This window comes from Corynebacterium gallinarum, assembly GCF_014837045.1.
Taxonomy (GTDB): Bacteria; Actinomycetota; Actinomycetes; order Mycobacteriales; family Mycobacteriaceae; genus Corynebacterium; species Corynebacterium gallinarum.
Genome location: NZ_JACSPR010000002.1, coordinates 351,517 through 371,460, shown reverse-complemented (window position 1 = coordinate 371,460; position 19,944 = coordinate 351,517). Strand labels below are relative to the sequence as shown.

At 61.4% G+C, this 19,944-nt stretch carries 25 protein-coding genes; 13 read left to right on the top strand and 12 right to left on the bottom strand.

Translation table 11 applies throughout. From position 1 onward, the window contains the following. From H9627_RS04320 to ccsB, 3 genes are all read left to right on the top strand, one after another. Positions 1–807 carry a cytochrome c biogenesis CcdA family protein gene (locus H9627_RS04320; RefSeq protein WP_191732776.1) on the top strand — a complete coding sequence of 269 codons (807 nt, stop codon included), beginning with the start codon at positions 1–3 and terminating at the stop codon, positions 805–807. Between the two features lie 141 nt (positions 808–948). After that, the gene (resB, locus tag H9627_RS04315; protein WP_191732775.1) at positions 949–2,583 is read left to right on the top strand and encodes a cytochrome c biogenesis protein ResB; all 1,635 of its coding nucleotides are present in this window, start codon (positions 949–951) and stop codon (positions 2,581–2,583) included. Positions 2,584–2,745: 162 nt separating this feature from the next. Continuing rightward, positions 2,746–3,828: a c-type cytochrome biogenesis protein CcsB gene (ccsB, locus tag H9627_RS04310; RefSeq protein WP_191732869.1), complete on the top strand. Its 1,083-nt coding sequence runs from the start codon at positions 2,746–2,748 to the stop codon at positions 3,826–3,828. 17 nt (positions 3,829–3,845) lie between these two features. Here ccsB and H9627_RS04305 read toward each other — a convergent pair whose 3' ends face one another. Next, the gene (locus H9627_RS04305) at positions 3,846–4,853 is read right to left on the bottom strand and encodes a tyrosine-type recombinase/integrase (RefSeq protein ID WP_191732774.1); all 1,008 of its coding nucleotides are present in this window, start codon (positions 4,851–4,853) and stop codon (positions 3,846–3,848) included. On the opposite strand from H9627_RS04305, the gene H9627_RS04300 reads away from it, so the two are divergent. From H9627_RS04300 to H9627_RS04285, 4 genes are all read left to right on the top strand, one after another. After that, positions 4,800–5,411 carry an exonuclease domain-containing protein gene (locus H9627_RS04300; protein WP_191732773.1) on the top strand — a complete coding sequence of 204 codons (612 nt, stop codon included), beginning with the start codon at positions 4,800–4,802 and terminating at the stop codon, positions 5,409–5,411. The genes H9627_RS04305 and H9627_RS04300 overlap by 54 nt on opposite strands. Next, positions 5,408–5,599: a hypothetical protein gene (locus tag H9627_RS04295; RefSeq protein WP_191732772.1), complete on the top strand. Its 192-nt coding sequence runs from the start codon at positions 5,408–5,410 to the stop codon at positions 5,597–5,599. Before H9627_RS04300 ends, H9627_RS04295 begins: the two co-directional genes overlap by 4 nt. Beyond that, on the top strand, positions 5,596–5,862 hold the full coding sequence (locus H9627_RS04290) for a hypothetical protein (protein WP_191732771.1): 267 nt from the start codon (positions 5,596–5,598) through the stop codon (positions 5,860–5,862). The genes H9627_RS04295 and H9627_RS04290 overlap by 4 nt, the downstream gene beginning before the upstream one ends. 181 nt (positions 5,863–6,043) lie before the next feature. Continuing rightward, a complete protein-coding gene (locus H9627_RS04285) occupies positions 6,044–6,658 on the top strand; it encodes a hypothetical protein (RefSeq protein ID WP_191732770.1) in 615 nt (204 codons plus the stop codon). A 201-nt stretch (positions 6,659–6,859) separates the two neighbouring features. On the opposite strand, the gene H9627_RS04280 is transcribed toward H9627_RS04285, so the two are convergent. Next, on the bottom strand, positions 6,860–7,612 hold the full coding sequence (locus H9627_RS04280; protein WP_191732769.1) for a hypothetical protein: 753 nt from the start codon (positions 7,610–7,612) through the stop codon (positions 6,860–6,862). A gap of 87 nt (positions 7,613–7,699) precedes the next feature. Between H9627_RS04280 and H9627_RS04275 the strand changes: the two genes are divergently transcribed. Beyond that, positions 7,700–7,939 (top strand): hypothetical protein, encoded by a 240-nt coding sequence (locus H9627_RS04275; protein WP_191732768.1) that lies wholly within the window; start codon positions 7,700–7,702, stop codon positions 7,937–7,939. Here H9627_RS04275 and H9627_RS04270 read toward each other — a convergent pair. Beyond that, complete coding sequence (locus H9627_RS04270) at positions 7,920–8,468, bottom strand: hypothetical protein (RefSeq protein WP_191732767.1); 549 nt, start codon at positions 8,466–8,468, stop codon at positions 7,920–7,922. The two genes, H9627_RS04275 and H9627_RS04270, sit on opposite strands and share 20 nt — an antisense overlap. 86 nt (positions 8,469–8,554) lie before the next feature. On the opposite strand from H9627_RS04270, the gene H9627_RS04265 reads away from it, so the two are divergent. Then, positions 8,555–8,794 (top strand): hypothetical protein, encoded by a 240-nt coding sequence (locus H9627_RS04265; RefSeq protein WP_191732766.1) that lies wholly within the window; start codon positions 8,555–8,557, stop codon positions 8,792–8,794. A 673-nt stretch (positions 8,795–9,467) separates the two neighbouring features. Further along, positions 9,468–10,370, top strand: a complete 903-nt coding sequence (locus H9627_RS04260; RefSeq protein ID WP_191732765.1) for a DUF3800 domain-containing protein — start codon at positions 9,468–9,470, stop codon at positions 10,368–10,370. 78 nt (positions 10,371–10,448) lie between these two features. Here H9627_RS04260 and H9627_RS04255 read toward each other — a convergent pair whose 3' ends face one another. Together H9627_RS04255 and H9627_RS04250 are read right to left on the bottom strand one after the other, a co-directional pair. Then, complete coding sequence (locus tag H9627_RS04255) at positions 10,449–10,823, bottom strand: ArsR/SmtB family transcription factor (protein ID WP_225213451.1); 375 nt, start codon at positions 10,821–10,823, stop codon at positions 10,449–10,451. Positions 10,824–10,912: 89 nt separating this feature from the next. After that, positions 10,913–11,248 (bottom strand): hypothetical protein, encoded by a 336-nt coding sequence (locus tag H9627_RS04250; protein WP_191732764.1) that lies wholly within the window; start codon positions 11,246–11,248, stop codon positions 10,913–10,915. Between the two features lie 119 nt (positions 11,249–11,367). On the opposite strand from H9627_RS04250, the gene H9627_RS04245 reads away from it, so the two are divergent. Then, the gene (locus H9627_RS04245; RefSeq protein ID WP_318247753.1) at positions 11,368–11,688 is read left to right on the top strand and encodes a DUF4229 domain-containing protein; all 321 of its coding nucleotides are present in this window, start codon (positions 11,368–11,370) and stop codon (positions 11,686–11,688) included. A gap of 11 nt (positions 11,689–11,699) precedes the next feature. Here H9627_RS04245 and H9627_RS04240 read toward each other — a convergent pair whose 3' ends face one another. After that, positions 11,700–12,611 carry a 1,4-dihydroxy-2-naphthoate polyprenyltransferase gene (locus H9627_RS04240; RefSeq protein ID WP_191732763.1) on the bottom strand — a complete coding sequence of 304 codons (912 nt, stop codon included), beginning with the start codon at positions 12,609–12,611 and terminating at the stop codon, positions 11,700–11,702. Positions 12,612–12,759: 148 nt separating this feature from the next. On the opposite strand from H9627_RS04240, the gene H9627_RS04235 reads away from it, so the two are divergent. Further along, positions 12,760–13,626, top strand: a complete 867-nt coding sequence (locus H9627_RS04235; protein ID WP_191732762.1) for a glycosyltransferase — start codon at positions 12,760–12,762, stop codon at positions 13,624–13,626. A 3-nt stretch (positions 13,627–13,629) separates the two neighbouring features. On the opposite strand, the gene menE is transcribed toward H9627_RS04235, so the two are convergent. The 6 genes from menE to H9627_RS04205 form a co-directional block, all read right to left on the bottom strand. Next, entirely contained in the window at positions 13,630–14,760 is a 1,131-nt protein-coding gene (gene menE, locus H9627_RS04230) for an o-succinylbenzoate--CoA ligase (RefSeq protein WP_191732761.1), read from the bottom strand. 141 nt (positions 14,761–14,901) lie between these two features. Beyond that, the gene (locus H9627_RS04225; RefSeq protein ID WP_191732760.1) at positions 14,902–15,333 is read right to left on the bottom strand and encodes a DoxX family protein; all 432 of its coding nucleotides are present in this window, start codon (positions 15,331–15,333) and stop codon (positions 14,902–14,904) included. A 140-nt stretch (positions 15,334–15,473) separates the two neighbouring features. Beyond that, positions 15,474–15,761: a hypothetical protein gene (locus tag H9627_RS04220; protein WP_191732759.1), complete on the bottom strand. Its 288-nt coding sequence runs from the start codon at positions 15,759–15,761 to the stop codon at positions 15,474–15,476. Then, positions 15,762–17,024, bottom strand: a complete 1,263-nt coding sequence (locus H9627_RS04215; RefSeq protein WP_191732758.1) for an inorganic phosphate transporter — start codon at positions 17,022–17,024, stop codon at positions 15,762–15,764. It abuts the gene before it with no gap. Positions 17,025–17,559: 535 nt separating this feature from the next. After that, positions 17,560–18,519, bottom strand: a complete 960-nt coding sequence (locus H9627_RS04210) for a 1,4-dihydroxy-2-naphthoyl-CoA synthase (protein WP_191732757.1) — start codon at positions 18,517–18,519, stop codon at positions 17,560–17,562. 42 nt (positions 18,520–18,561) lie between these two features. Next, the gene (locus H9627_RS04205; protein WP_191732756.1) at positions 18,562–18,867 is read right to left on the bottom strand and encodes a 4a-hydroxytetrahydrobiopterin dehydratase; all 306 of its coding nucleotides are present in this window, start codon (positions 18,865–18,867) and stop codon (positions 18,562–18,564) included. A gap of 56 nt (positions 18,868–18,923) precedes the next feature. Between H9627_RS04205 and H9627_RS04200 the strand changes: the two genes are divergently transcribed. Next, positions 18,924–19,940 (top strand): o-succinylbenzoate synthase, encoded by a 1,017-nt coding sequence (locus H9627_RS04200; protein WP_191732755.1) that lies wholly within the window; start codon positions 18,924–18,926, stop codon positions 19,938–19,940. Positions 19,941–19,944: the final 4 nt, after the last annotated feature.

Here is a 19,944-nt window from a genome sequence, read left to right as displayed (position 1 = left end):
ATGAACGAGATCATTCTGGCGCAGGGGATCGGCCAGCAGTTCGCTGACATCGTCGGTTCCGGCCCCCTGTTCCTGGGTATCCTCGCTGCCCTGGCCGCCGGCCTCGTCTCCTTCGCCAGCCCGTGTGTGGTGCCCCTGGTACCCGGCTACATCTCCTACCTCGCCGGCGTGGTCGGCGGGGATGTGGAGTACACCTCCGGTGGCACGATGGTCAAGACCAAACGCCTCCAGGTGGGCACCGCCGCCCTGTTGTTCATCCTCGGGTTCACCGTGGTGTTCGTCCTGGCCACCGTCACCGTCTTCGGTGCGATCAGCATGCTCACCCTCAACGCCGAGACCCTCATGCGCATCGGCGGTGTGATCACCATCCTCATGGGACTGGTGTTCATGGGCATGGTGCCCGCCCTGCAGCGGGACACCCGCATGGCCCCGAAACGCTGGACCACCTGGGTGGGTGCCCCGCTGCTCGGTGGCGTGTTCGCCCTGGGGTGGACACCGTGCCTGGGGCCGACCCTGGCCGCGATCATCTCCGTCTCCGCCGGTACCGAGGGCATGACCGCCCTGCGCGGTGTGATCCTCATACTCGGCTACTGCATGGGGCTCGGCCTGCCGTTCCTGCTCATCGCCCTGGGTTCCTCGCGTGCGATCACCGGTGTGGACTGGCTGCGTAAACATTCCCGCCAGATCCAGATCTTCGGTGGCGTCATGCTCATCCTCGTCGGTGTGGCACTGCTGTCCGGTTCCTGGGCCATCTTCATCAACTGGGTGCGTCAGTGGACCGTGGAGTACGGTGCCACCCTCATCTGATGATGACCCTGGGCGGGGTGAAGGCCCCGCCACCGGCGTCGTAAAGCACACCCCGCGCGACCCGGCCCGGAAGCCCCTTTTCGATAACTGAATAACCTTTCATACCCCGTTTGAACCACAGGAAGAGAACCGGCAACGACAATGCTTAAAACCGTGAAGGTCTACGCGCGGAAGTCCTGGAACTGGCTGACCAGCATGCGTACCGCCCTGGCGTTGCTGTTCCTGCTGGCCATCGCGGCCATCCCGGGCGCCCTGCTGCCACAGCGGTCCCTCAACGAATCCAACGTGGTCGAATACATCGAGAACAACGGGCGCCTCGCGGAGGTCTATGACCGCCTGCAGCTTTTCGACGTCTTCTCCTCCACGTGGTTCACCGCCATCTACGTCCTGCTGCTGATCTCCCTGGTCGGCTGCATCCTGCCCCGGTCCATCGAGCACTACAAGGCGATGAAAACCCCCGTGGTCCGCGCCCCGCGCAACCTCGCGCGTCTGCAGCACCACGGCACCGGGGTGGTCAACCAGCCTGTCGACGAGGTGGAGAACAACGCCCTGCGCCTGCTCAAGGGATGGCGGACCAACACCTTCACCGCCGAGGAGGACCGCGCCGGTGCCCGGTCGATCTCCGCGGAGAAGGGGTACATCCGTGAGTTCTTCAACCTGGTGTTCCACCTGGGCATCGTGGGCATGATCATCACCGCCGGCCTGGGCCGGTTCTTCTACTACGAGGGCATGGTCATCGTGGTCACCGACGGTGAACAGAACACCCAGGACTCCGTGTTCTGCAACACCGCCACCGCCAACTTCGACTCCTTCCGTGCCGGTGCCAACTTCGACGGCACCGGCCTGACCACCTTCTGTTTCGAGGCCCACGACTTCAGCGCGGATTACCTGCCCAGCGGCCAGGCCGAGATGTTCCGCTCGAATATCTCCTACGCCGTCGGCGATGACATCTTCAACGATCCGGACACCTGGACCGACTATGAGCTGCGCGTCAACCACCCCCTGCGCGTCGAGGGCGACCGCGTCTACCTCCAAGGCCACGGCTTCGCCCCGACCTTCACGGTCACCTGGCCCAACGGGGAGACCCGCACCCAGACCGTGCAGTGGCGCCCGGATGACCTGACCTTCTTCCTGTCCTCCGGTGTCATGCGTTTCGACCCCCCGGCCGGCCTGTACCCGGATCTGTTTGACCGCCGCCAGAACCAGCTGGCCATCCAGGGCCTGTTCGCCCCGACCGCCGAGTGGGCCGGGGAGAACGGTGAACTGCTCACCTCCTCCTACCCGGCGATGCGTGACCCGGCCGTGGCCATCGACATCTACCGCGGTGACAACGGTCTGGACACCGGCCGTGGCCAGCAGCTGTTCAGCCTGGACCCCTCCCTGATGCACAGCGGCCAGCTGCAGAAGATCGAACGTGTCAACCTCCAGGTGGGGGACACCGTCACCCTGGATGACGGCACGGAGATCACCTTCGACGGTGCCTCCGAGTTCGCCAACTACCAGATCAGCCGCGACCCCACCCAGAACTGGGTGCTGGTGACCACGGTCATCTCCCTGGCCGCCCTGGTTGGTTCGCTCACCGTGCGCCGTCGCCGCATCTGGGTGCGCATGTACCCGCAGCCCGATGGCACCACCCGCGTGGAGACCGGCGGCCTCGCCCGCACCGACCGCGCCGGCTGGGGCGCCGAGTACGAGGACTTCCACCGCGAACTGCTCGGCCTAGAGGACACGGATGAGGATGAGGAGGTCTACTTCGATGACGCCGACCGGGACTAGCAGACAGTTGCTTCCCGACCGTAGTTAACAGGCCTGAACAGGCCCATCACCAACCCTGCCACCACCTGCCGGAGCATGAGTTTCCCATTAGTTTCCGCCAGCGCAAGGGGGTAGGGTGTCAATAAAATCCCATGATTTCCAATGAATAGGGTGGATGAATCCATGCCGGTCAATCAGACCTATGCGACCTTCTCGGATACCGCTTTCGCCAGCGCCTTCATCATCTACGCACTGGCCCTGATCATCTCACTGGTCTACTACGTGAAGATCCAGGGCGTCATCGATGCCCGCCGCGAGGCTTCACGGGTGAAGGAACTGGTGGGCACTGGTACGGGTGCCGGTGCCGGTACCGCCGGTGGCAGCACCGCGGCCGGTGCCGTCGATGCCCTCGATCGGGACCACTTCAACGACGACCACGATCTGCCCGGCGCGGCTGACATCAATGATGGCCTGGTTGCCGATGAGGCACTGGAGGCCCGTCAGGCCAGCGCCCGCAAGCTCGCGAACATGACCCAGACCCTGGTGTGGCTGGGCGTGATCGTGCACCTGGTCTCCATCGTGTTGCGTGGGCTGTCCGCGGACCGGTTCCCCTTCGGCAACCTCTACGAGTACGTCCTCGTGGTCACCTTCGGTGCCATGGCCGGTGCCGCGTTTCTCCTGCAGCGCCCGCAGCTGCGTGTGATGTGGCCCTGGGTGATCACCCCGATGATCGCCCTGCTGTTCTACGGCGGCACCGAACTCTACGCCGATTCCGCTCCGGTGGTCCCGGCGCTGCAGTCCTTCTGGTTCCCGATCCACGTGTCCACCGTTTCCATCGGTGGATCCATCGGCATCGTCTCCGGTATCGCCTCCCTGCTGTACCTGCTGCGCATGTGGCAGCCCAAGGGTCGTGAGAAGGGCTTCTTCGGTGCCGTGGCCAAGCCACTGCCGTCAGCGAAGACCCTGGACAACCTGGCCTACAAGACCGCCATCTGGACGGTCCCGGTCTTCGGTCTGGGTATCATCCTCGGCGCGATCTGGGCGGAGGCCGCCTGGGGTCGTTTCTGGGGCTGGGACCCGAAGGAGACCGTCTCCTTCATCACCTGGATCCTCTACGCCGGTTACCTTCACGCCCGCGCCACGGTGGGCTGGCGTGACACCAGGGCCGCGTGGATCAACGTCGTCGCCCTGGTCACCATGGTCTTCAACCTGTTCTTCATCAACATGGTTGTCTCCGGTCTGCACTCCTACGCCGGACTGAACTAACACCAGTTCACAGGGTTTTAGCCCTGGACCAGCTTCAGGTTGGGTTGGCGGATTTCCCCCTGATTTCCCCTATCCCCGAGGACTCCATCAATGATCCGCTTGGCGCGGTCGGAGTCCTCGGGCAGGTAGTGGGCATAGATCTTCAGCAAGGTGGCAGGGGTGTGGCCCAGGAGCTCAGCCACCGCCGTGATCGGTAGGCCGCCGGAGATCAGGGACGTGGCATAGAAGTGTCTGAGGTCGTGGAACCGCACCCAATCGCAATCAATGATGGGGCGCAGCGATCTGACTCTGCCGCCGATGGCGCGCGCCGTCCACCTCGTCTGCCGCGTGGTCAGCAGCAGGGGGCGGTCAGACGGCCCGGGGTTCTCGAAAAGGTACCGGGTGAGGATCTCGCCCAGGCGGTCGGGGACAGGCACCTCACGACGAGACCGCAGGGTCTTCAACTTGCGGGTGCCGTTGGCTGACACCTTTGATTGCCGGCGCACCTCGAGCATCCCAGTTGCCCGGTTCCAATCCCCAACGTTAAGCCCCCCGGCCTCACCGGCGCGCAGGCCCGTGCCCGCCCCGATCTCCAGCAGCACCGCAGTGGCCAACGACTTGCGGGTGGATTTCTCAATCGAGATCTTCCGCCGGCCGACATAGACCACCTCCTCCCACGTCGCACCATGCTCGGCGGAATCAATCAGCGTGGTGATCTGATCCAACGTCAACAGTCGATCCACCACCGACTCGTCATCGTCATCATCAACCACCGTCACCGCCGTAACCTTCCGCACCTCCGAGGTAAACGGAGTACGTGCAACCACACCGTCACGCACCGCATGAGAAAACAACGCCGACAGTTGGGACCGCTTCTTCCGCGCCGTCGACGCCGCCAACGGCCTACCCTTCGCCCACGGCCGGCCCTCGAGCATCGACTCCACCCACTCATCCAGATCCTTCGGACGCACACCACGCGCCGGGAGGGACACATGACCGCCGCGTTCATTGGGTTGGATGTGGAGACCACGGGCCTGGATGCGCATTTCGACATCATCCTCGAAATCGGGATGGTGGCTTTTGATCAGCACCTTCGCCCGTTGGGGTCGTGGTCGAGTGTGGTGCAGCACCGGGACGATCACATCGCTATCCGCCGGGTGGGGGATGTGGTCCAGAAGATGCACCAGGATTCGGGGTTGTGGGCTGATCTGGTCGATGGGATGGGTAAACCACCCTCGAATGTCAGCTTGGAGGCCCGTCGGTTCATGGAGCGGTGGACGGATAAGAAGCTCCCCATGCTGGGGTCATCAGTGACATTCGACCGGTCATTCCTTGCCCGGAGCATGCCGGAGGTGTTGGAGAAGTTCCACCACCGGTCCCTGGACGCCACCTCGGTGAAGCTGGCCGCCGGGACACAGTTCAGCGACCCAGGAGCACTACACCACCTCCTGGACGAGTTCGCCGGCCACTACACCGACCAGCTCTTGGATGAGCTGGGCACCCAACCCCACCACCGCAAACCCCACCGCCCCATCTACGACATCTGTGCATCAGCCGGGATGACGATGTCAGCAACCACTCTCGGAAGGACGTGGAGACCATGACCCTGCAAGTCCAGCAGGACGAATTCGGCACCTCTTACGTCACCGGCGGCAGGGTCGGTGATGTCAAAGAATTCGGGAAGAAGCACCTCGACTTTGATATCCACCACAGCTTCCCAACCGTGAAACAGGCCCGGAGGTACGCCGAGGCCATCATCGCCATGTGCGACTGGAAGGAAAAGCAATCGTGACCACCTACAAGGAACGTGTGGGGAAGATCTGCAAGGGGCTGTTCCGTCCTGGCATGAAGATCACCTGGCGATATGAAGAGTCGTTCTTCCTCTCCACGAGAACCGCTTACTTGACGGTTTTCTTCTATGACAACAAGGCAACAGTCCGGCTCAGCCTCCCTGTAGCCGAGGCACCCGATCAGCTTGTGGAGGCGCATATCCGCCATCACCTGACGAAGGCGATAGCCGGCTTCTATCTCAACCCGAAAGAGAGCACCCAATGAGAACACCTAACTTGTGGCAACGCATCACTCATGTGCTGGCCTTGGCCTTCAACCAGGCGTGGTGCTTCTTCGACGGCCACATCCTCAACGACAAGATTGAGCCAGTAGGTTCCGCTATGCGGACATGTACTCGGTGTGACTACAGGGAGCACAAGGACTGGGCGAAAAGTAGACTCGGTACATGGAATGGACTGAAGTAGTTTCCCAAGCACTGCCAGCGCTGGCAGCAATCTTCGGAGGGTTAGTTACCGGTGGTGTTCAATACATAAACCGGAATGGTGACCGTAAGCATGAGCGTCAACTTAAAAAGGATGAGCATGCTCAGGAAGAGAGGAGGACTTCTCAAGAACGAGCCTATGCCAATATTGAGCGGCAGGAAGAAGCAGTAAAACGCTTCCTACACATGTTGCGAGAACAGCAAGCTGCAATAGCCGAGACACGTCTTACTGTTCGAGAAAACCGGGCGGATGAAGAGTATCCAACTTTTGAAGAACGGCTTAAGGAGGAACAAATTGTCGGAGAAGTTGCATACATCGGGCGCCGTAAGGTGATCCAGGCATGGGACATGCTCGAGCTTGTTGCCACGGACGGGAGCCTAAAGGAGGTAAGCGCCACTATTGGGAAAGCACTTCGTGAAGATAACAGATATTCAGATACAGATATTTTTCCAGCAGCTGATCTCGGATCTCATTATCCCGAACCGCAATTCGAAGACCTATTAAGTGACCTCCGGGAAGCCACCGCGAGAATGCACCTGCCCAACAACGTCGTTAATCGGGAAAGTAAAGATACCTGATCAACAATTTTGGACTTTAGGCCTCGAAGACTACGGAGCCCAGGTTTCTTATCTCCTCGCTACTAGTGAAGCCCCACCCACCGGTGGGGCTTCACTCACTCGGAAGAAATCATGGCCGCAAGAACCTTCATTCATTGTAGAACCTGACACTCACGACTAATCAGTTGACTGATCCTAGTGCCCTAAGAGTTCAGCAGGAGGTCAAGTGGTAGAAATCTCCTTAATTAGCACTTCGATTGTGTCGAGAAGCTGGTTGGCTCCAAACGCAGTCAAGTCAGCAGCCATACCATGCGCAGCCTTATTGGCGAGGTTTAGCGCTGATATTGATTGCCTGTAGACAGTGTCACCAATATGTGGACGCAGATCATCTAAATGCTGAGACGGCCTCTTCGGCCTCTTCGGCCTCTTCGGATCACTACCGGGAAATTCGCGTTCATCAAGAGCTAGTTCCAGAGCAATACGCCCTAATACTGCTGCTGCAGTAGGAGAAGTATCAGCTACTTCCCGAGCCTCTATCAAAAATGATCTCGGGAGCCCGTTTGTAGCATTCGCCGAATGCTGTAAAACTCCGCCCGTAGATGGGGAATCATCGCCGTGAGACCGGGCAGCTTCATCAGATGTGGCGTGTACGGACCTGTTCAGGTTCGCAATTTCTTGCTCAAATTCCGCACTAACCCCAGCAGCAGAAACTTTCGAAACTCTACCGATCAGTCCGTCGAGACGATTCCTAAACAGAAACGCGACCCATAAGACTACTACTGGCCACGCCAGGGTGCTTAAGAAATCGAGTGACATTCTTAGCCATTCCATCGGTATCCAACTTTCTGCATTCGGAACTAACCCAAGAATCGTCTTCCAGTCTGCACCATTCAGTGCAGCTCCATCGCACAAATAGACAAGGAATTGAATTAAGAACAAGTTCATTTTTAGCGCAACTGGCGCGTCCACCGTCATTAATTACGCTCCGCACACCACGTGCGGGGTTTTACCCATTCCGGAGAAATCATGACTGCCCGTGACCCTAGATCCATGGAACCCGTAATGGAACGGATCAGCGAAAGCCTCAAACCCATCATCGAAGCACTGGAGAAAGCCTGGTGCTACCTCACTGATGCCTTGATCCGCACCCAAAAACGTCAGACTCAACGCGCGTACCGGGAGCTCGCCACCCCACCGGTGGACCACCCCCACTCCCACGTCACCCACACCCGCACAAAACCACCCGCCCCGGCGCGGATTTACCGGAGGAGGACAGCTTTTCTTATTGTGGAGATATCCTAGGATCACGGAAATCTGCCATCGTATATTTCGGATGGATTGGGACTATTTCTTGCTCTGGGTAGCCAAGGCCCTCATAAGTCTGGACGAAAATCCCGTCGACTTCATTAATTCCGCCAGGCAGGGGGAAAGTGAGACTTCCCCTTTCCCCCAAAGCACTATGCCTCACAACCGGCTCTCTTGTGCCAACCGCATCCGGGGAATGCAACATGATTTCAAAGAAACCTGAAATTGCCTTACGACGATTCACCAGAGTCAAAGTGCCATTAGAATTCACCGTGAGATCCCATCTTCTATCTGGCTTGGCTTGGTGCTCATTGTAACTGCTCTCACGATTTTTATAGAGGACCGCCCGTTCGCTATCGCGCGCCCTCCTCTCCGCATCAGCTGCCCTTTGCGCAGCGCGCTCCGCAGCGTCCACCTGCCTCAGCTGTTCCTGTTGCTGCAGGGACTTTCGGTAGTAGGCCCAAGTAATGAACCAAGATAAACCACCACCGATGGCCGCGCCGATAAGAATGCTTACCCAATCCATCTGTTTTCAATCTCCCTAATAAAAGTGGCAAGTTTTCGTCGCTATCGTATTTTTTACTCAAAATTAAGACAAGATTTTGAGGTTTGATGGATCACGCCCTGCGGCATGTCCATATCTATGAATATCACTTTCTCTTCCTCTCATCCGAGGCATGCCGCGGCAAGCCGGAGGAGGTGGTCATCATTGTCGGGGTTGATGCGCTACAGAAGGGCGTCGATGAGCTCTCGGCGGTTGCGGGCGAGGATCCATTCATAGTCAGCGTCGAAGAAGATCATGTCCTGTTAGACTCCCGGCGCACCGGGATAAGTTCCCACGCAGTGGGGTAGGAGTCACGACATTTTCACGACACCCGAGGTTCTTTCACCTTTCCCGAGGTTCCCCCAGGCTCCGTGGTGAAAAGAGGAACCCCCAGGCCAGCGTGTGAATCTGCTGGGCTGGGAGTGTGATGTAAAGCTTCCCCACAAGGACTCGAACCTTGTGGGGTTGAGCTACATGATTTCCCCCAGATTTCCCCCTTTCCCGGGATATTCCTGGTGGATGCCGTGGACGTATTGGACGCATTAAACGTATTGTGACCTGCTGTTATGCTCCGAGCTGGGGGAACTACAAGTTCTTCATCAACATGGTGGTCTCCGGTCTGCACTCCTACGCCGGACTGAACTAACCCGCACGAAACCTTCGGCCCGCAGGAATCATCCTGCGGGCCGTTGTTGTGTCTGGGGAAGGTACCCAGACGCGTTTTGCTTTGCGACGCAGCTGGAGAATTGACATGGGGGTAGGGGGTCTGAAGTCTTGTCATGTTGTCGGAGCGTAGGTAAGGTTACTTTTCAAGGAAGCCAGGGATGAGTCGTAATGGCAAGAACGCCCCGGGCACCAACTCCGAAGCCCACGCATTTGCGTGGGTTTTCGCGTTTAGGGAAACGTTCATCCATGGCTGTTTCTACCTGCAGGTATCCCAACGATAGCTGATCTGATGCAGTGGATAGGTACACTGCTACTATGCTTCTTGCCTATATTGATGAGATAGGACAACCGGGGGCTTATATCTCACCGGATCATAAGAAATATTCTCAGAGCCCTGCTTTCGGTTATGCGGGTTTTGTGATTCCGGCTGAATCTGCCCGAGAATTCGGTTCTCGTTTCACGCAAGAAAAGCGCACACTTTATGCGAGCGAATTTGAAAGGGCCGGCAGACCGGGTGGGTGGGAAGTCAAGGGCGCAAATCTGCTCTATGCCAAGGTGGCAGAGGAGAGGCCACAAAACCTGAGGGTATTGGGATCTCTCATTCGTCAACTGAGAAACTTTGGGGGAGAGCTTTTCTATTATGCCGATGAGAAACCGATCGGCTCCCCGAAGGAGACCAACCTCGGGGCAGAGGAAATAATTGAAAGAGAAGCATCAGCTATGCGGGAAACCCTGAATCGTTTAGCGCGGTATGCACACTCTAATCAGCAGCAGATCCTTGTCATGGCAGACCAGATCAACGAGAAATCGCGTCAACAACGATTGCCGGTCATGTATCAACACATCCTTGGCCGGGCTGCAGCTCACGAAGATATGAGAAAAATAGTGGAGCCCCCGATGCATATCGATAGTGAACTCTCATCCAATATTCAATTTGCTGATTGGGTTGCATCGTTAGTGGGGAGAGCCATTGATTATCAGTTGGTTCAGAGTTCGCGGTATCAGTGGGTAACCGAAAACAGTTCGTTGGGTTCAACATTCGGCGCATTCACGTATGAGTCGAAGCTCCGGTTCTGTAATCGGCAGTTGCCGGATCTGAATCATTCCGCGATTCTGAAACGGGATCGCGTGCTTTATCCTCAGCCGGTCGGGCACCTTATAGGTGAATCGCAAAAAGCCAAACTTGAGCGGGTGAGGCGAGCAACCTTCGGGAACTGAGTAAAAGAGAGCGTCGACAAGCACGGCGCTTTGCGACGTCCCACCGCCGCGGCGGGTACCGCCCCGAGGGGGTCTCGGTCAGGCGGCCGTCACGGCAGCGAAGATCTTGGCCACGGTGTCGGCGTTGGCTGGGTGCAGGGAGTGGTAGGCCCATTTGCCGACCTGCTCGCGGGTGACCAGGTGCGCGGAGATGAGTTTCTTCATGTGGTGGGTCACCGTCGGTGCGGAGATGCCCAGCGCCTGTGCGAGGGCGTTGGAACTGACTCTGCCGTCCGGGTGGGTGGCGATCAGGTAGAGGATCGACAGGCGGGTCGGGTCCGCCAGCGATTTGAAGAACATGCTGGTTTTCTCGGCATGGTGGAGGATATCGCTGGACAGGTGTTCCGGTGGGGACACCGGGTATGTCGTCTCCCGGTTGCGGCCGACGGAGGGCAGGGGTATAGCGGAGGTCATGGATCAAATATAGATGGGGGATGACTTAGTGTGAACCCCCACCCACCGGTTTGGGCAGGTAAGCCTAAACTATCTTCTATTTCCGCTGGTCAGGTCTTGTCGTTGGTGTCCGGCGCGCCATCCGGGGTGTCGGATTCATCCTCCGACTCCGCATCGGAGGTCTCCCCGGTGTGCCGGTACCGCTCGCGGGCGCGTTTGAGGCGTTCCTCCTCCTCGCGCATCGCCTCCTCCTGGGCCCGGCGTTGCTTGAACCGGTTCTTCTCGATGTTCCAGAGGAATTCCTCATCATCATCCGGCCCCTTGACCTGCTTGGGTGCCTGGGCCGCTCCCACCTGCTGATTGCGCTTCCAGGTGGATGGCTTGAACGCCATCCACAACAGAACTACAGCCGCAATGATGAGCAGTATTAACAGAAGCCGTCCCACCGTTCTCCTCCTGGTTGATGTTGTTGATATCCACAATACGGAAAACACCTGTCGAAGTAACAACCGTCTCGTTCTGCGCATTCGTGAGTCCCGGCGGGGGTTGAGTAGGGTGAATAGGTGTGAGTGAGTCCATTAGTATCCAGCCCCCCGAGCTCGACCAGCAGGTCCAGCGCACCGCCCGGAAGAACGTGGTCATCTACGGTGCCGCGCGTGTCCTTCTCGTCGTCGTTCTCACCGCCATCATCCACGGCATCGCACTGCTGATCAGCTCCCCGGTACCCCTGTTGATCTCAGCGATGCTGGCACTGATTGTGGCCTTCCCGCTGTCCATGCTCATCTTCGACAAGCTGCGGACGAATGCCTCCGCCGCCCTGGCGGAATGGGATGCCCAGCGAAAGGCCCATAAGGAATGGGTGCAGCGCGAACTGGCTGACCGCTAGGCCGGCACCCGCTAGCCCAGGACCTGCGCCAGGGTGAGTGCCACGGCGGTGACCACCGCCCACACCGCCATGGCCCGGCCGGTGGCGCCGATGACCGGGATGAGTTCCCTGCCCACCGCACCGCGCAGCACCGGGCGGGCACCGGTGATCACCAGCGGGGCCACCAGCAGCCCTACGAGGGCGAACGGGGTGGCCACCCATGCCAGCCCCACCGACATGAGAAACGGCATGGACACCAGGACCATGTAGAGCCTGCGTGCCCCCGCATCACCCAGTCGGACCGCCAGGGTGATCTTGCCGGCGTCCGCATCGGTGGGGATGTCCCGGATGTTGTTGGCCAGGTTCACACCAGCGGAGATCGCACCCACACCCACCGCGGCTGCCAGGCCGGCCCAGCTGACCGACCCGGTCTGGGTGAATTCGGTGCCCAGCACCGCCACCAGGCCGAAGAAGATGAACACGGCCACCTCACCCAGCCCCATGTAGCCATAGGGACGGGAACCACCGGTGTAGAACCAGGCACCGAGGACACAGAGCACCCCGATCAGCACCAGCCACCATGCGCTGGTGAGACTGAGCACGAGTCCGGCCACCCCGGCCACCCCGAAGGAGAGGAACGCCGCCCGTTTCACGTGGGCCGGTCTGGCCAACCCGGAACCGGTCAGGCGCAGCGGGCCGGTGCGGTCCTCATCCGTGCCCTTGATGCCGTCGGAATAATCGTTGGCGTAGTTGACGCCGATGATCAGGGCCCAGGCAACCACCAGGGCGAGCAGGGCCTTCCACCACACGAAACTATCGTGGTGAGCAGCCACACCGGAACCCGCGATAACGGGGGCGAAGGCATTGGCCCACGTGCGTGGGCGGGCACCCGCCATCCACTGCGCGGGAGTGGGGCGGGAATGATCAGCAGCGGTCGAAGACATGCCCATATCTTTCCCCATCGGGGCGTGGGGGTCTAAACGCAGGTGGCGGTTCATAATCAGTCGGTTACCTGACTTGGCGCTATTGTGTTCTGGGTAAGTAAGTCTTGAACGTCGCGCGGGAATCATCGATGGAGGTGGCACGGAGAACATGTGGATCGGATATGTGATCAGGCAGGTGGCGAGTATCTTCCTCACCCTGCTGCGGATGCTACCCCTGGCGCTGCGCAACAGATTCTCCCGGCGGACCATTCCCACTTCCGGTGAGGTGATTGTCTCCCTGACCACCCACGGCAAACGCATCAACAAGGTGCATTTCACCATTGAATCCGTGGCCCGCGGGTACCAGCAGGCGCCCATTGTGCTGTGGCTGGATGAACCGGATTACCACTCGGAGTGGCCCGTCGCCGTCCAGCGTCTGGTCAGCCGGGGTCTGCAGGTGAAGTGCAGCGACGGCATGTACGGTCCGCATACCAAGTACTGGAACCAGTTCCGTGAGGTCCACGGCACCGGTGTGCGGGTGGCCACCGTCGATGATGACATGATCTACCCCGAGTGGTTCCTGCAGCGTCTCCAGTTTATCGGCGATCTGCGCAACGACGCGGTGGTCGCCTACCGGGCGCACCGGATCGAGCTTCGCGACGGCCACATGCTCCCCTACGTCAAGTGGACCGCGGCGGATACCTCCGAGGCCTCCTTCCTCCACTTCGCCACCGGGGTGTCCGGGGTGCTCTATCCCACCAGCTTCATCGACTACGTGGTCGCACAGGGGGATGTGTTCCTGGAGACCTGCAAGCGTGCCGACGACGTCTGGCTGCACGTCTGCGCCCTGCGCTCCGGGCACCCGGTCCGCCAGGTCTACGCCCAGCCACGGCATTTCGCGGTGGTGCCCACAACCCAGGCCGGGGCGCTCGTGGTGGGCAACACCTTCCTCGGTGGCAATGATGAGCAGATCGCCAAGGTGTACACCGATGAGGATGTGGCGCGGCTGGTGGAATTCAGCCAGGCCGAGGATTAGGGGTCAGAACAGGGCGGTGACCGTCCTGCGGTCGACCTTGCCCGGCCCGATCATGGGCAGCGCCTCCACATGCTTGAGCTGCTTGGGCAGCTGCCACCGTGGCAGATCCGCCAGCCCGCGGATCACCTCGGCGGGGGAGAGGGTGCCGGAATAGGCCGCGACGATGGCCTGCCCCAGTCGCTGGTCCGGCACACCGAGCACACACGCACCCGTGATGCCGTCCAGATCCATGATGGCCTTCTCCAGGACCTCCGGATGCAGCTTCAGCCCACCGGAATCGATGATGGCGTCAAGACGACCCATGACGGTGAGTCGACCGTCGACAAGCTCCCCGGTGTCCGAGGTGCGGAACCAGCCCGGTTCCGCGAAGTCGGGGTGCTTGTCGACGTTGCGATAACCCCGCGCGATCATCGGCCCGCCCAGCTCGATGCGGGCATCCCGCACCCGGATCTTCGCGCCGGGGATCGCTTGCCCGTCATAGACACAGCCCCCAGCGGTTTCCGAGGACCCGTAGGTGGTGACCACCCGGATGCCGAGTTCCGCGGCGGAATCCAGCGTGGGGCGCGAGGTGGCGGCACCGCCGACCAGGATGGTGTCGAAGAGGCGGAGGGCCTCGATGCCCTCCAGGGAATCCATGGCCTTGGTCAGCTGCATCGGGGTCAGGGAGGTGTAGGTGCGGTCGCCGGTGTCCTTGAGTTCCTGGGCGGCGCGGGCGAAATCGGGGATGTCGAAGCCCTCACTCAGATCCAGGGCCAGTGGCTCAACGCCGGCAATGAGCGCGCGGATGAGCACCTGCATGCCGGCGATGTGGTGGGCGGGCATGGCCAGCAGCCACTGCCCCTCGCCGCCGAGGTACTGGTGCGTGGCATCCGCGGAGCTGACCAGGTTGGCCGGGGTGAGCTGGGCACCCTTCGGGGTGCCGGTGGAACCGGAGGTGGCCATCACCAGGGCGATACCCGAATCGATGGGCTGCCCGGCGCGCTGGGAATCACGCAGCGCCTGTGCGCGTGGCCGGTCCCGGGCGGGGATGGGGAGGAAGGTGCGGGTGCCGGCGATCGCATCCTCGAGGTCGCCGAGGATCGCCACGGGGTTGGTGGGGTCAATAGGCAACGGTTCGAGAATTCGGGTGTTCATGGTTGGAAAGTCTAGTGGGAACCGGGTCGGGCACCGAGACAGCGACACTTCAAGACCTATACCGGCAGAAAAATACCGGCACCCCATCCGTGAACCCGTGGGGATTCGCGGAGGAGGCGCCGGTGTGGGTGGTGCAGTTTCCTAGGCGTTGACGAGCTCGCGCTCGGTGGTCTTCTGCTGCTCCAGGACAGCGTCGACGCTCCAGGCGCCGGCGCCGACGGCGATGAGGGCGAGCATGCCGGCACCGATGGCACCGACCAGCTCCCAGCCACCGTTGGTGACGTAGATGCCGGCGCTGACGTGTGCGGAGAGTGCGGCACCGAGCATGACCACGGCGACGACGGCGCTGACGTAGCGGGTGAAGACACCGAGGATGATCATGATGCCACCGATGAGTTCAATGGCACCGACCAATGGGGCCACGACCCCGGCAGCGGGGATGCCCAGGGAGGCGAAGAATCCGCTGACGCCCTCGAGGCCGGTGATCTGGAACTTGTCCCAGCCGTGGGCGATGAGGATGACACCGAGGAGGACGCGGGACAGGAGAAGCGCAAGTGGCTTGATTGTTGACATGTCAATTAAGGTAGCGTGCAAATGATTACCGTGTCAACTATTGGGTGTGAGCTGGTCATTTAAGCCTTGGTTAAAATGTTGAAACCCCGCATCGGGGTGAACCGAGGCGGGGTGAATGAGTTGATGGTGGCTGCCGGGCCTTAAGCCTCGGTGCCGAAGACATCCCAGGCGAAGTACTGATGGATCGTCGACTTGGTCACCCACAGGATGCCCACCACGACCGCAAAGATGATGATGCCGAAACAGAGTGCCGCGGCGGTCTTGCCCAGCGGGCTGGCGTGGTGGGTGACGGCACCGTCTGCCGTCACCACCGAAGGCCCGTGGGCCAGGCGGATACCCAGTGCGAAGAGGGCGGGCAGGCCTGCACCCAGCAGGATGCCCACCAGGGTGACATCGACGAGACTGCCGAAGAGGGTGGAGAGATTCATCTAGCTGCGCTCCTCGGAGGTCGTGGCTGGGGCGTGTTCCTGGGTGGTATCGGTGTTCTTCTGGGGGTTCTTCTCCGCATTCTTCTGTGCGGGGGCAACACCGTTGGTGGTGTCATCCCAGTCCTCGTTGACATTGTTCGGATCCACCGGGGCCTTGCGGGAATGCAGCCACATGTAGACCGACAGCGCAATCAGGATGGCGAAGGCCACGAGCACACCGAGAAGATCGGAGGAGAAAGCGCCGATGCCGTGGGCGATCCACCAGCAGACGATGCCCACCAGCGCGGACGCCGGGAGGGTGATCAGCCAGGCAATGGCCATGCGACTGGCCACCGACCAGCGCACCGACGCCCCCGTGCGTCCGATGCCGGTACCCATGATGGAACCGGTGGCCACGTGGGTGGTGGACAGCGCCATGCCGAAGTGGGAGGAGGTCAGGATGATGGCAGCCGAGGAGGTCTCCGCGGCCATGCCCTGGGGTGAGTCGATCTCCACGAGACCCTTGCCCAGGGTGCGGATGACACGCCAACCACCCAGGTAGGTGCCGAATGCGATGAAGAACGCACACGAGGCCTTCACCCAGAAGGGGATGTCCGCGTCAGTGCCCACGTGGCCGGTGGCCACCAGCGCCAGGAAGATGACACCCATCGTCTTCTGGGCATCATTGGTGCCGTGCGCGAGGGAGACCAGGGAGGCGGAGCCGATCTGACCCCACCGGAAATAGCGGTTCTTGTCCTTGTCTGCGACTGGTTTGGTCAGTGCGTAGACGGCGAAGGTGCCGATCGCAGCGACCAGGCCGGCGACCACCGGCGCGGCCAGTGCCGGCAGGATCATCTTGGCCAGCACACCCTCCCACACCACGCCACCGAAACCGATGGAGGCGATCGCGGCGCCGATGAGACCACCGAACAGTGCATGGGAGGAACTGGAGGGAATGCCCAGCAACCAGGTCAACAGGTTCCACAGGATCGCGCCGATCAGTCCGGCGAACACCACCAGCAACAACTGGTGCGAATCCCCGGGGTTGGAGAGGTTGAACTGGTCCAGATCCACAATGCCCTTGGCCACCGTGGCTGCGACCTCAACAGAGAGGAACGCACCCACGAGGTTGAGCACCGCGGACAGGGTTACAGCCACCTTGGGTTTGAGGGCGCCGGTTGCGATGGAGGTGGCCATGGCATTGCCGGTGTCGTGGAATCCATTGGTGAAGTCGAAGGCAAGCGCCGTGACAATCACGATCAGAAGAATTATCAACTCGGTCACAACTGAGAAGTATGCAGCATGACCGGCGCGATCCGGGCATCGGGAAAGCGCCCCTGAGCAGGGGTTGCGTGACGACGACCATCTCTGCCAACCCCGGATTCGGGTAAGGGTTCGTACTGGGGTGGTCAGTATTGTTGGCCTCGGCCCAGCTTTGACATGGCCTTTCGAGGGCGGGCCGGGGTGCCATCCGTTCCAGGTGGCACGAACATGACGGACATTGTACAAAAGAACCAACCAGATGAACTTTAAGTGAATTCTTTTTGGGTGGGGTGGGTGGGAGGGCGCCGGGGGGCCGGGGGCCGGTTCGCCAGGCACCCCATGAACGAAATCGTTGTTTGTTGTGTCCGGCCCCGCAAAACCCCAGGACGCCCATCGCAAAACAACGATTTCGATCACCACCCCGGGAGGGCACCCATGAACACCCTGGGCTCCACGACAAAAACCGTTGGTTTGTGGGGCAGGCGCTGGAAAAACCCCAGGACGCCCATCACAAAACAACAGTTTTTGCCACACCAGCCCGGAATGTCCCGAGGCCCTAGTAGTAGTAGGGGAACTCCGACCAGTCCGGGTCGCGCTTTTCCAGGAAGGAGTCCTTGCCCTCGACGGCCTCGTCGGTCATGTAGGCCAGGCGGGTGGCCTCACCGGCGAAGACCTGCTGGCCCATCAGGCCGTCGTCGGTGAGGTTGAAGGCGAATTTCAGCATGCGCTGCGCGGTGGGGGATTTGCCGTTGATCTCACGCGCAACCTGGATGGCCTCGGCCTCCAGCGCGCCGTGGTCGGCGACGATGTTGACCGCACCCATGCGGTGCATGTCCTCGGCGGAGTAGGTGCGGCCGAGGAAGAAGATCTCGCGGGCGAATTTCTGGCCGACCATCTTGGCCAGGTAGGCGGAACCGTAACCGGCGTCGAAGGATCCCACGTCGGCGTCGGTCTGCTTGAAGCGGGCTTCCTGGCGGGAGGCGATGGTCAGGTCGCAGACCACGTGGAGGGAGTGTCCACCACCGGCGGCCCAGCCGTTGACCACGGCGATGACCACCTTGGGCATGGTGCGGATCAGTCGCTGGACCTCAAGGATGTGGAGGCGTCCGCCCTCGGCCTTCACCCGGTTGCGGTCGACGGTGGATTCGTCGGCCACGGCATCGTCGGAGTCATGGGAGGTTGCGTACTGGTAGCCGGAGCGGCCGCGGATGCGCTGGTCGCCGCCGGAGCAGAAGGCCCAGCCGCCGTCCTTCGTGCTGGGGCCGTTGCCGGTGAGGAGGATGGTGCCCACATCGGAGGTGCGGCGGGCGTGGTCGAGGGCGCGGTAGAGCTCGTCGACGGTGTGGGGGCGGAAGGCGTTGCGGACCTCGGGGCGGTCGAAGGCGATGCGGACGATGCCGTCCCGGCGGTCGGTGCCCACGTGGCGGTGGTAGGTGATGTCGGTGAGGTCATCGAAGCCGGGGACGGTGGCCCACTGGGTCGGGTCGAAGGGGTTGTCGGTGCTGTAGTTGGTCATGCATACAGCTTAGGCGGGCCCCTCCGCCCCGAACGGAAGGCATCAGGACGCCTTCTTCACCCCCAGCTGCTCCGCATGGTCGTTGATCAGGCGGGCAAGGCGCAGGTCGCGTTCGCTGAGGTCGTCGATGTCATGGCTGGTCAGGGTGACGGTCACGGTGGGGTAGGTCAGTTCGATGTCGGGGTGGTGGTTGTGGGTTTCGGCGGATTCGCCGATGAGGTTGACCAGGGCCAGGCCGGTGGCGAAGTCGCCGGTTGAGAAGGTGGCGGTGATGGTCTTGTCGTTGATGGTCCAATCGAGTCCGGCGTCGCGGATCTGCTGCGGGGTCACACGGTCTGTGGATGTCATGCCCTCCATCATGCCCGCACTGATACAGCCTGAGCCAGGGCCTAAGCTAGAGCCTCATGACGCTTCCTTCCCTGACTGAGATCCTCGAGCGCGCCCACGTGGTGTCCCTGCCCATGAATGTGAAATTCCGGGGGGTGACCACGCGTGAGGCCCTGCTCATCGATGGGCCCGCCGGGTGGGGTGAGTTCGCCCCCTTCCTGGAGTATGACGCCGTGGAGTCCAGCGCGTGGCTGGCCGCGGGCATCGAGGCCGCCTGGCAGGGGTTCCCGGAGCCGCTGCGCACCCACGTCGAGGTCAACGCCACCGTGCCGGCCGTCCCCGCGCATGAGGTCGCGGCCGTGCTGGAGAAGTTCCCCGGCTGCCGCACGGTGAAGGTGAAGGTCGCAGAGCCAGGCCAGACCCTCGCCGATGACATCGCGCGCGTGCAGGCGGTACGTGAGGCCCGCCCCGGCGCGGTGATCCGGGTGGACGCCAACACCGGTTGGACGGTCGAGCAGGCACTGGAAGCCGCGCAGAGCCTCGGGCCGTTGGATTATCTCGAGCAGCCGTGCGCCACGGTGGAGGAGCTGGCGCAGGTGCGGGCCTCCCTGCAACGTCGCGGGATCTTCGCGCGGGTGGCGGCGGATGAGTCGATCCGTCGCTCCGATGACCCCTACCGCGTCGCCGAGCTGCGGGCCGCGGATGTCGCGGTGGTCAAGGTCGCGCCCCTGGGCGGGGTGCGCCGCGTGCTGGAGGTCGCCGCGCATCTGCGGGCGCGCACCATGGACATCACGGTGGCCAGCGCCCTGGACACGGTGGTGGGCATGAACGCGGGTCTCGCCGCGGTGGCGGCGCTGCCCAAGCTTGACGACGACGACCTGATCGACGTCCCCCCAGCCGCCGCAGGCCTCGCCACCTCGCAGTTCTTCATCGAGGATGTCGCCGCCCCGCACACCATCACCGATGGGTTCATGGAGACCCGCGTGATCACCCCGGAGCCGGACCGTCTGGCAGGCCTGGCCGCGACCCCGGACCGGCGCGACTGGTGGTTTGAGCGCGTGCGGGAATCCTATTCTGTCCTGGCCGGGATCTAGACTG

Coding starts and splice junctions, on each gene's coding strand:
- H9627_RS04280 (WP_191732769.1), bottom strand. CDS start 7,612: ATGACGGTGGACGCGCCAGTTGCGCTAAAAATGAACTTGTTCTTAATT.
- H9627_RS04235 (WP_191732762.1), top strand. CDS start 12,760: ATGTGGATCGGATATGTGATCAGGCAGGTGGCGAGTATCTTCCTCACC.
- H9627_RS04285 (WP_191732770.1), top strand. CDS start 6,044: ATGGAATGGACTGAAGTAGTTTCCCAAGCACTGCCAGCGCTGGCAGCA.
- H9627_RS04200 (WP_191732755.1), top strand. CDS start 18,924: ATGACGCTTCCTTCCCTGACTGAGATCCTCGAGCGCGCCCACGTGGTG.
- resB (WP_191732775.1), top strand. CDS start 949: ATGCTTAAAACCGTGAAGGTCTACGCGCGGAAGTCCTGGAACTGGCTG.
- H9627_RS04205 (WP_191732756.1), bottom strand. CDS start 18,867: ATGACATCCACAGACCGTGTGACCCCGCAGCAGATCCGCGACGCCGGA.
- ccsB (WP_191732869.1), top strand. CDS start 2,746: ATGCCGGTCAATCAGACCTATGCGACCTTCTCGGATACCGCTTTCGCC.
- H9627_RS04265 (WP_191732766.1), top strand. CDS start 8,555: ATGGATCACGCCCTGCGGCATGTCCATATCTATGAATATCACTTTCTC.
- H9627_RS04225 (WP_191732760.1), bottom strand. CDS start 15,333: ATGTCAACAATCAAGCCACTTGCGCTTCTCCTGTCCCGCGTCCTCCTC.
- H9627_RS04255 (WP_225213451.1), bottom strand. CDS start 10,823: ATGACCTCCGCTATACCCCTGCCCTCCGTCGGCCGCAACCGGGAGACG.
- H9627_RS04305 (WP_191732774.1), bottom strand. CDS start 4,853: ATGCGCATCCAGGCCCGTGGTCTCCACATCCAACCCAATGAACGCGGC.
- menE (WP_191732761.1), bottom strand. CDS start 14,760: ATGAACACCCGAATTCTCGAACCGTTGCCTATTGACCCCACCAACCCC.
- H9627_RS04210 (WP_191732757.1), bottom strand. CDS start 18,519: ATGACCAACTACAGCACCGACAACCCCTTCGACCCGACCCAGTGGGCC.
- H9627_RS04220 (WP_191732759.1), bottom strand. CDS start 15,761: ATGAATCTCTCCACCCTCTTCGGCAGTCTCGTCGATGTCACCCTGGTG.
- H9627_RS04295 (WP_191732772.1), top strand. CDS start 5,408: ATGACCCTGCAAGTCCAGCAGGACGAATTCGGCACCTCTTACGTCACC.
- H9627_RS04260 (WP_191732765.1), top strand. CDS start 9,468: ATGCTTCTTGCCTATATTGATGAGATAGGACAACCGGGGGCTTATATC.
- H9627_RS04300 (WP_191732773.1), top strand. CDS start 4,800: ATGACCGCCGCGTTCATTGGGTTGGATGTGGAGACCACGGGCCTGGAT.
- H9627_RS04270 (WP_191732767.1), bottom strand. CDS start 8,468: ATGGATTGGGTAAGCATTCTTATCGGCGCGGCCATCGGTGGTGGTTTA.
- H9627_RS04320 (WP_191732776.1), top strand. CDS start 1: ATGAACGAGATCATTCTGGCGCAGGGGATCGGCCAGCAGTTCGCTGAC.
- H9627_RS04240 (WP_191732763.1), bottom strand. CDS start 12,611: ATGTCTTCGACCGCTGCTGATCATTCCCGCCCCACTCCCGCGCAGTGG.
- H9627_RS04275 (WP_191732768.1), top strand. CDS start 7,700: ATGGAACGGATCAGCGAAAGCCTCAAACCCATCATCGAAGCACTGGAG.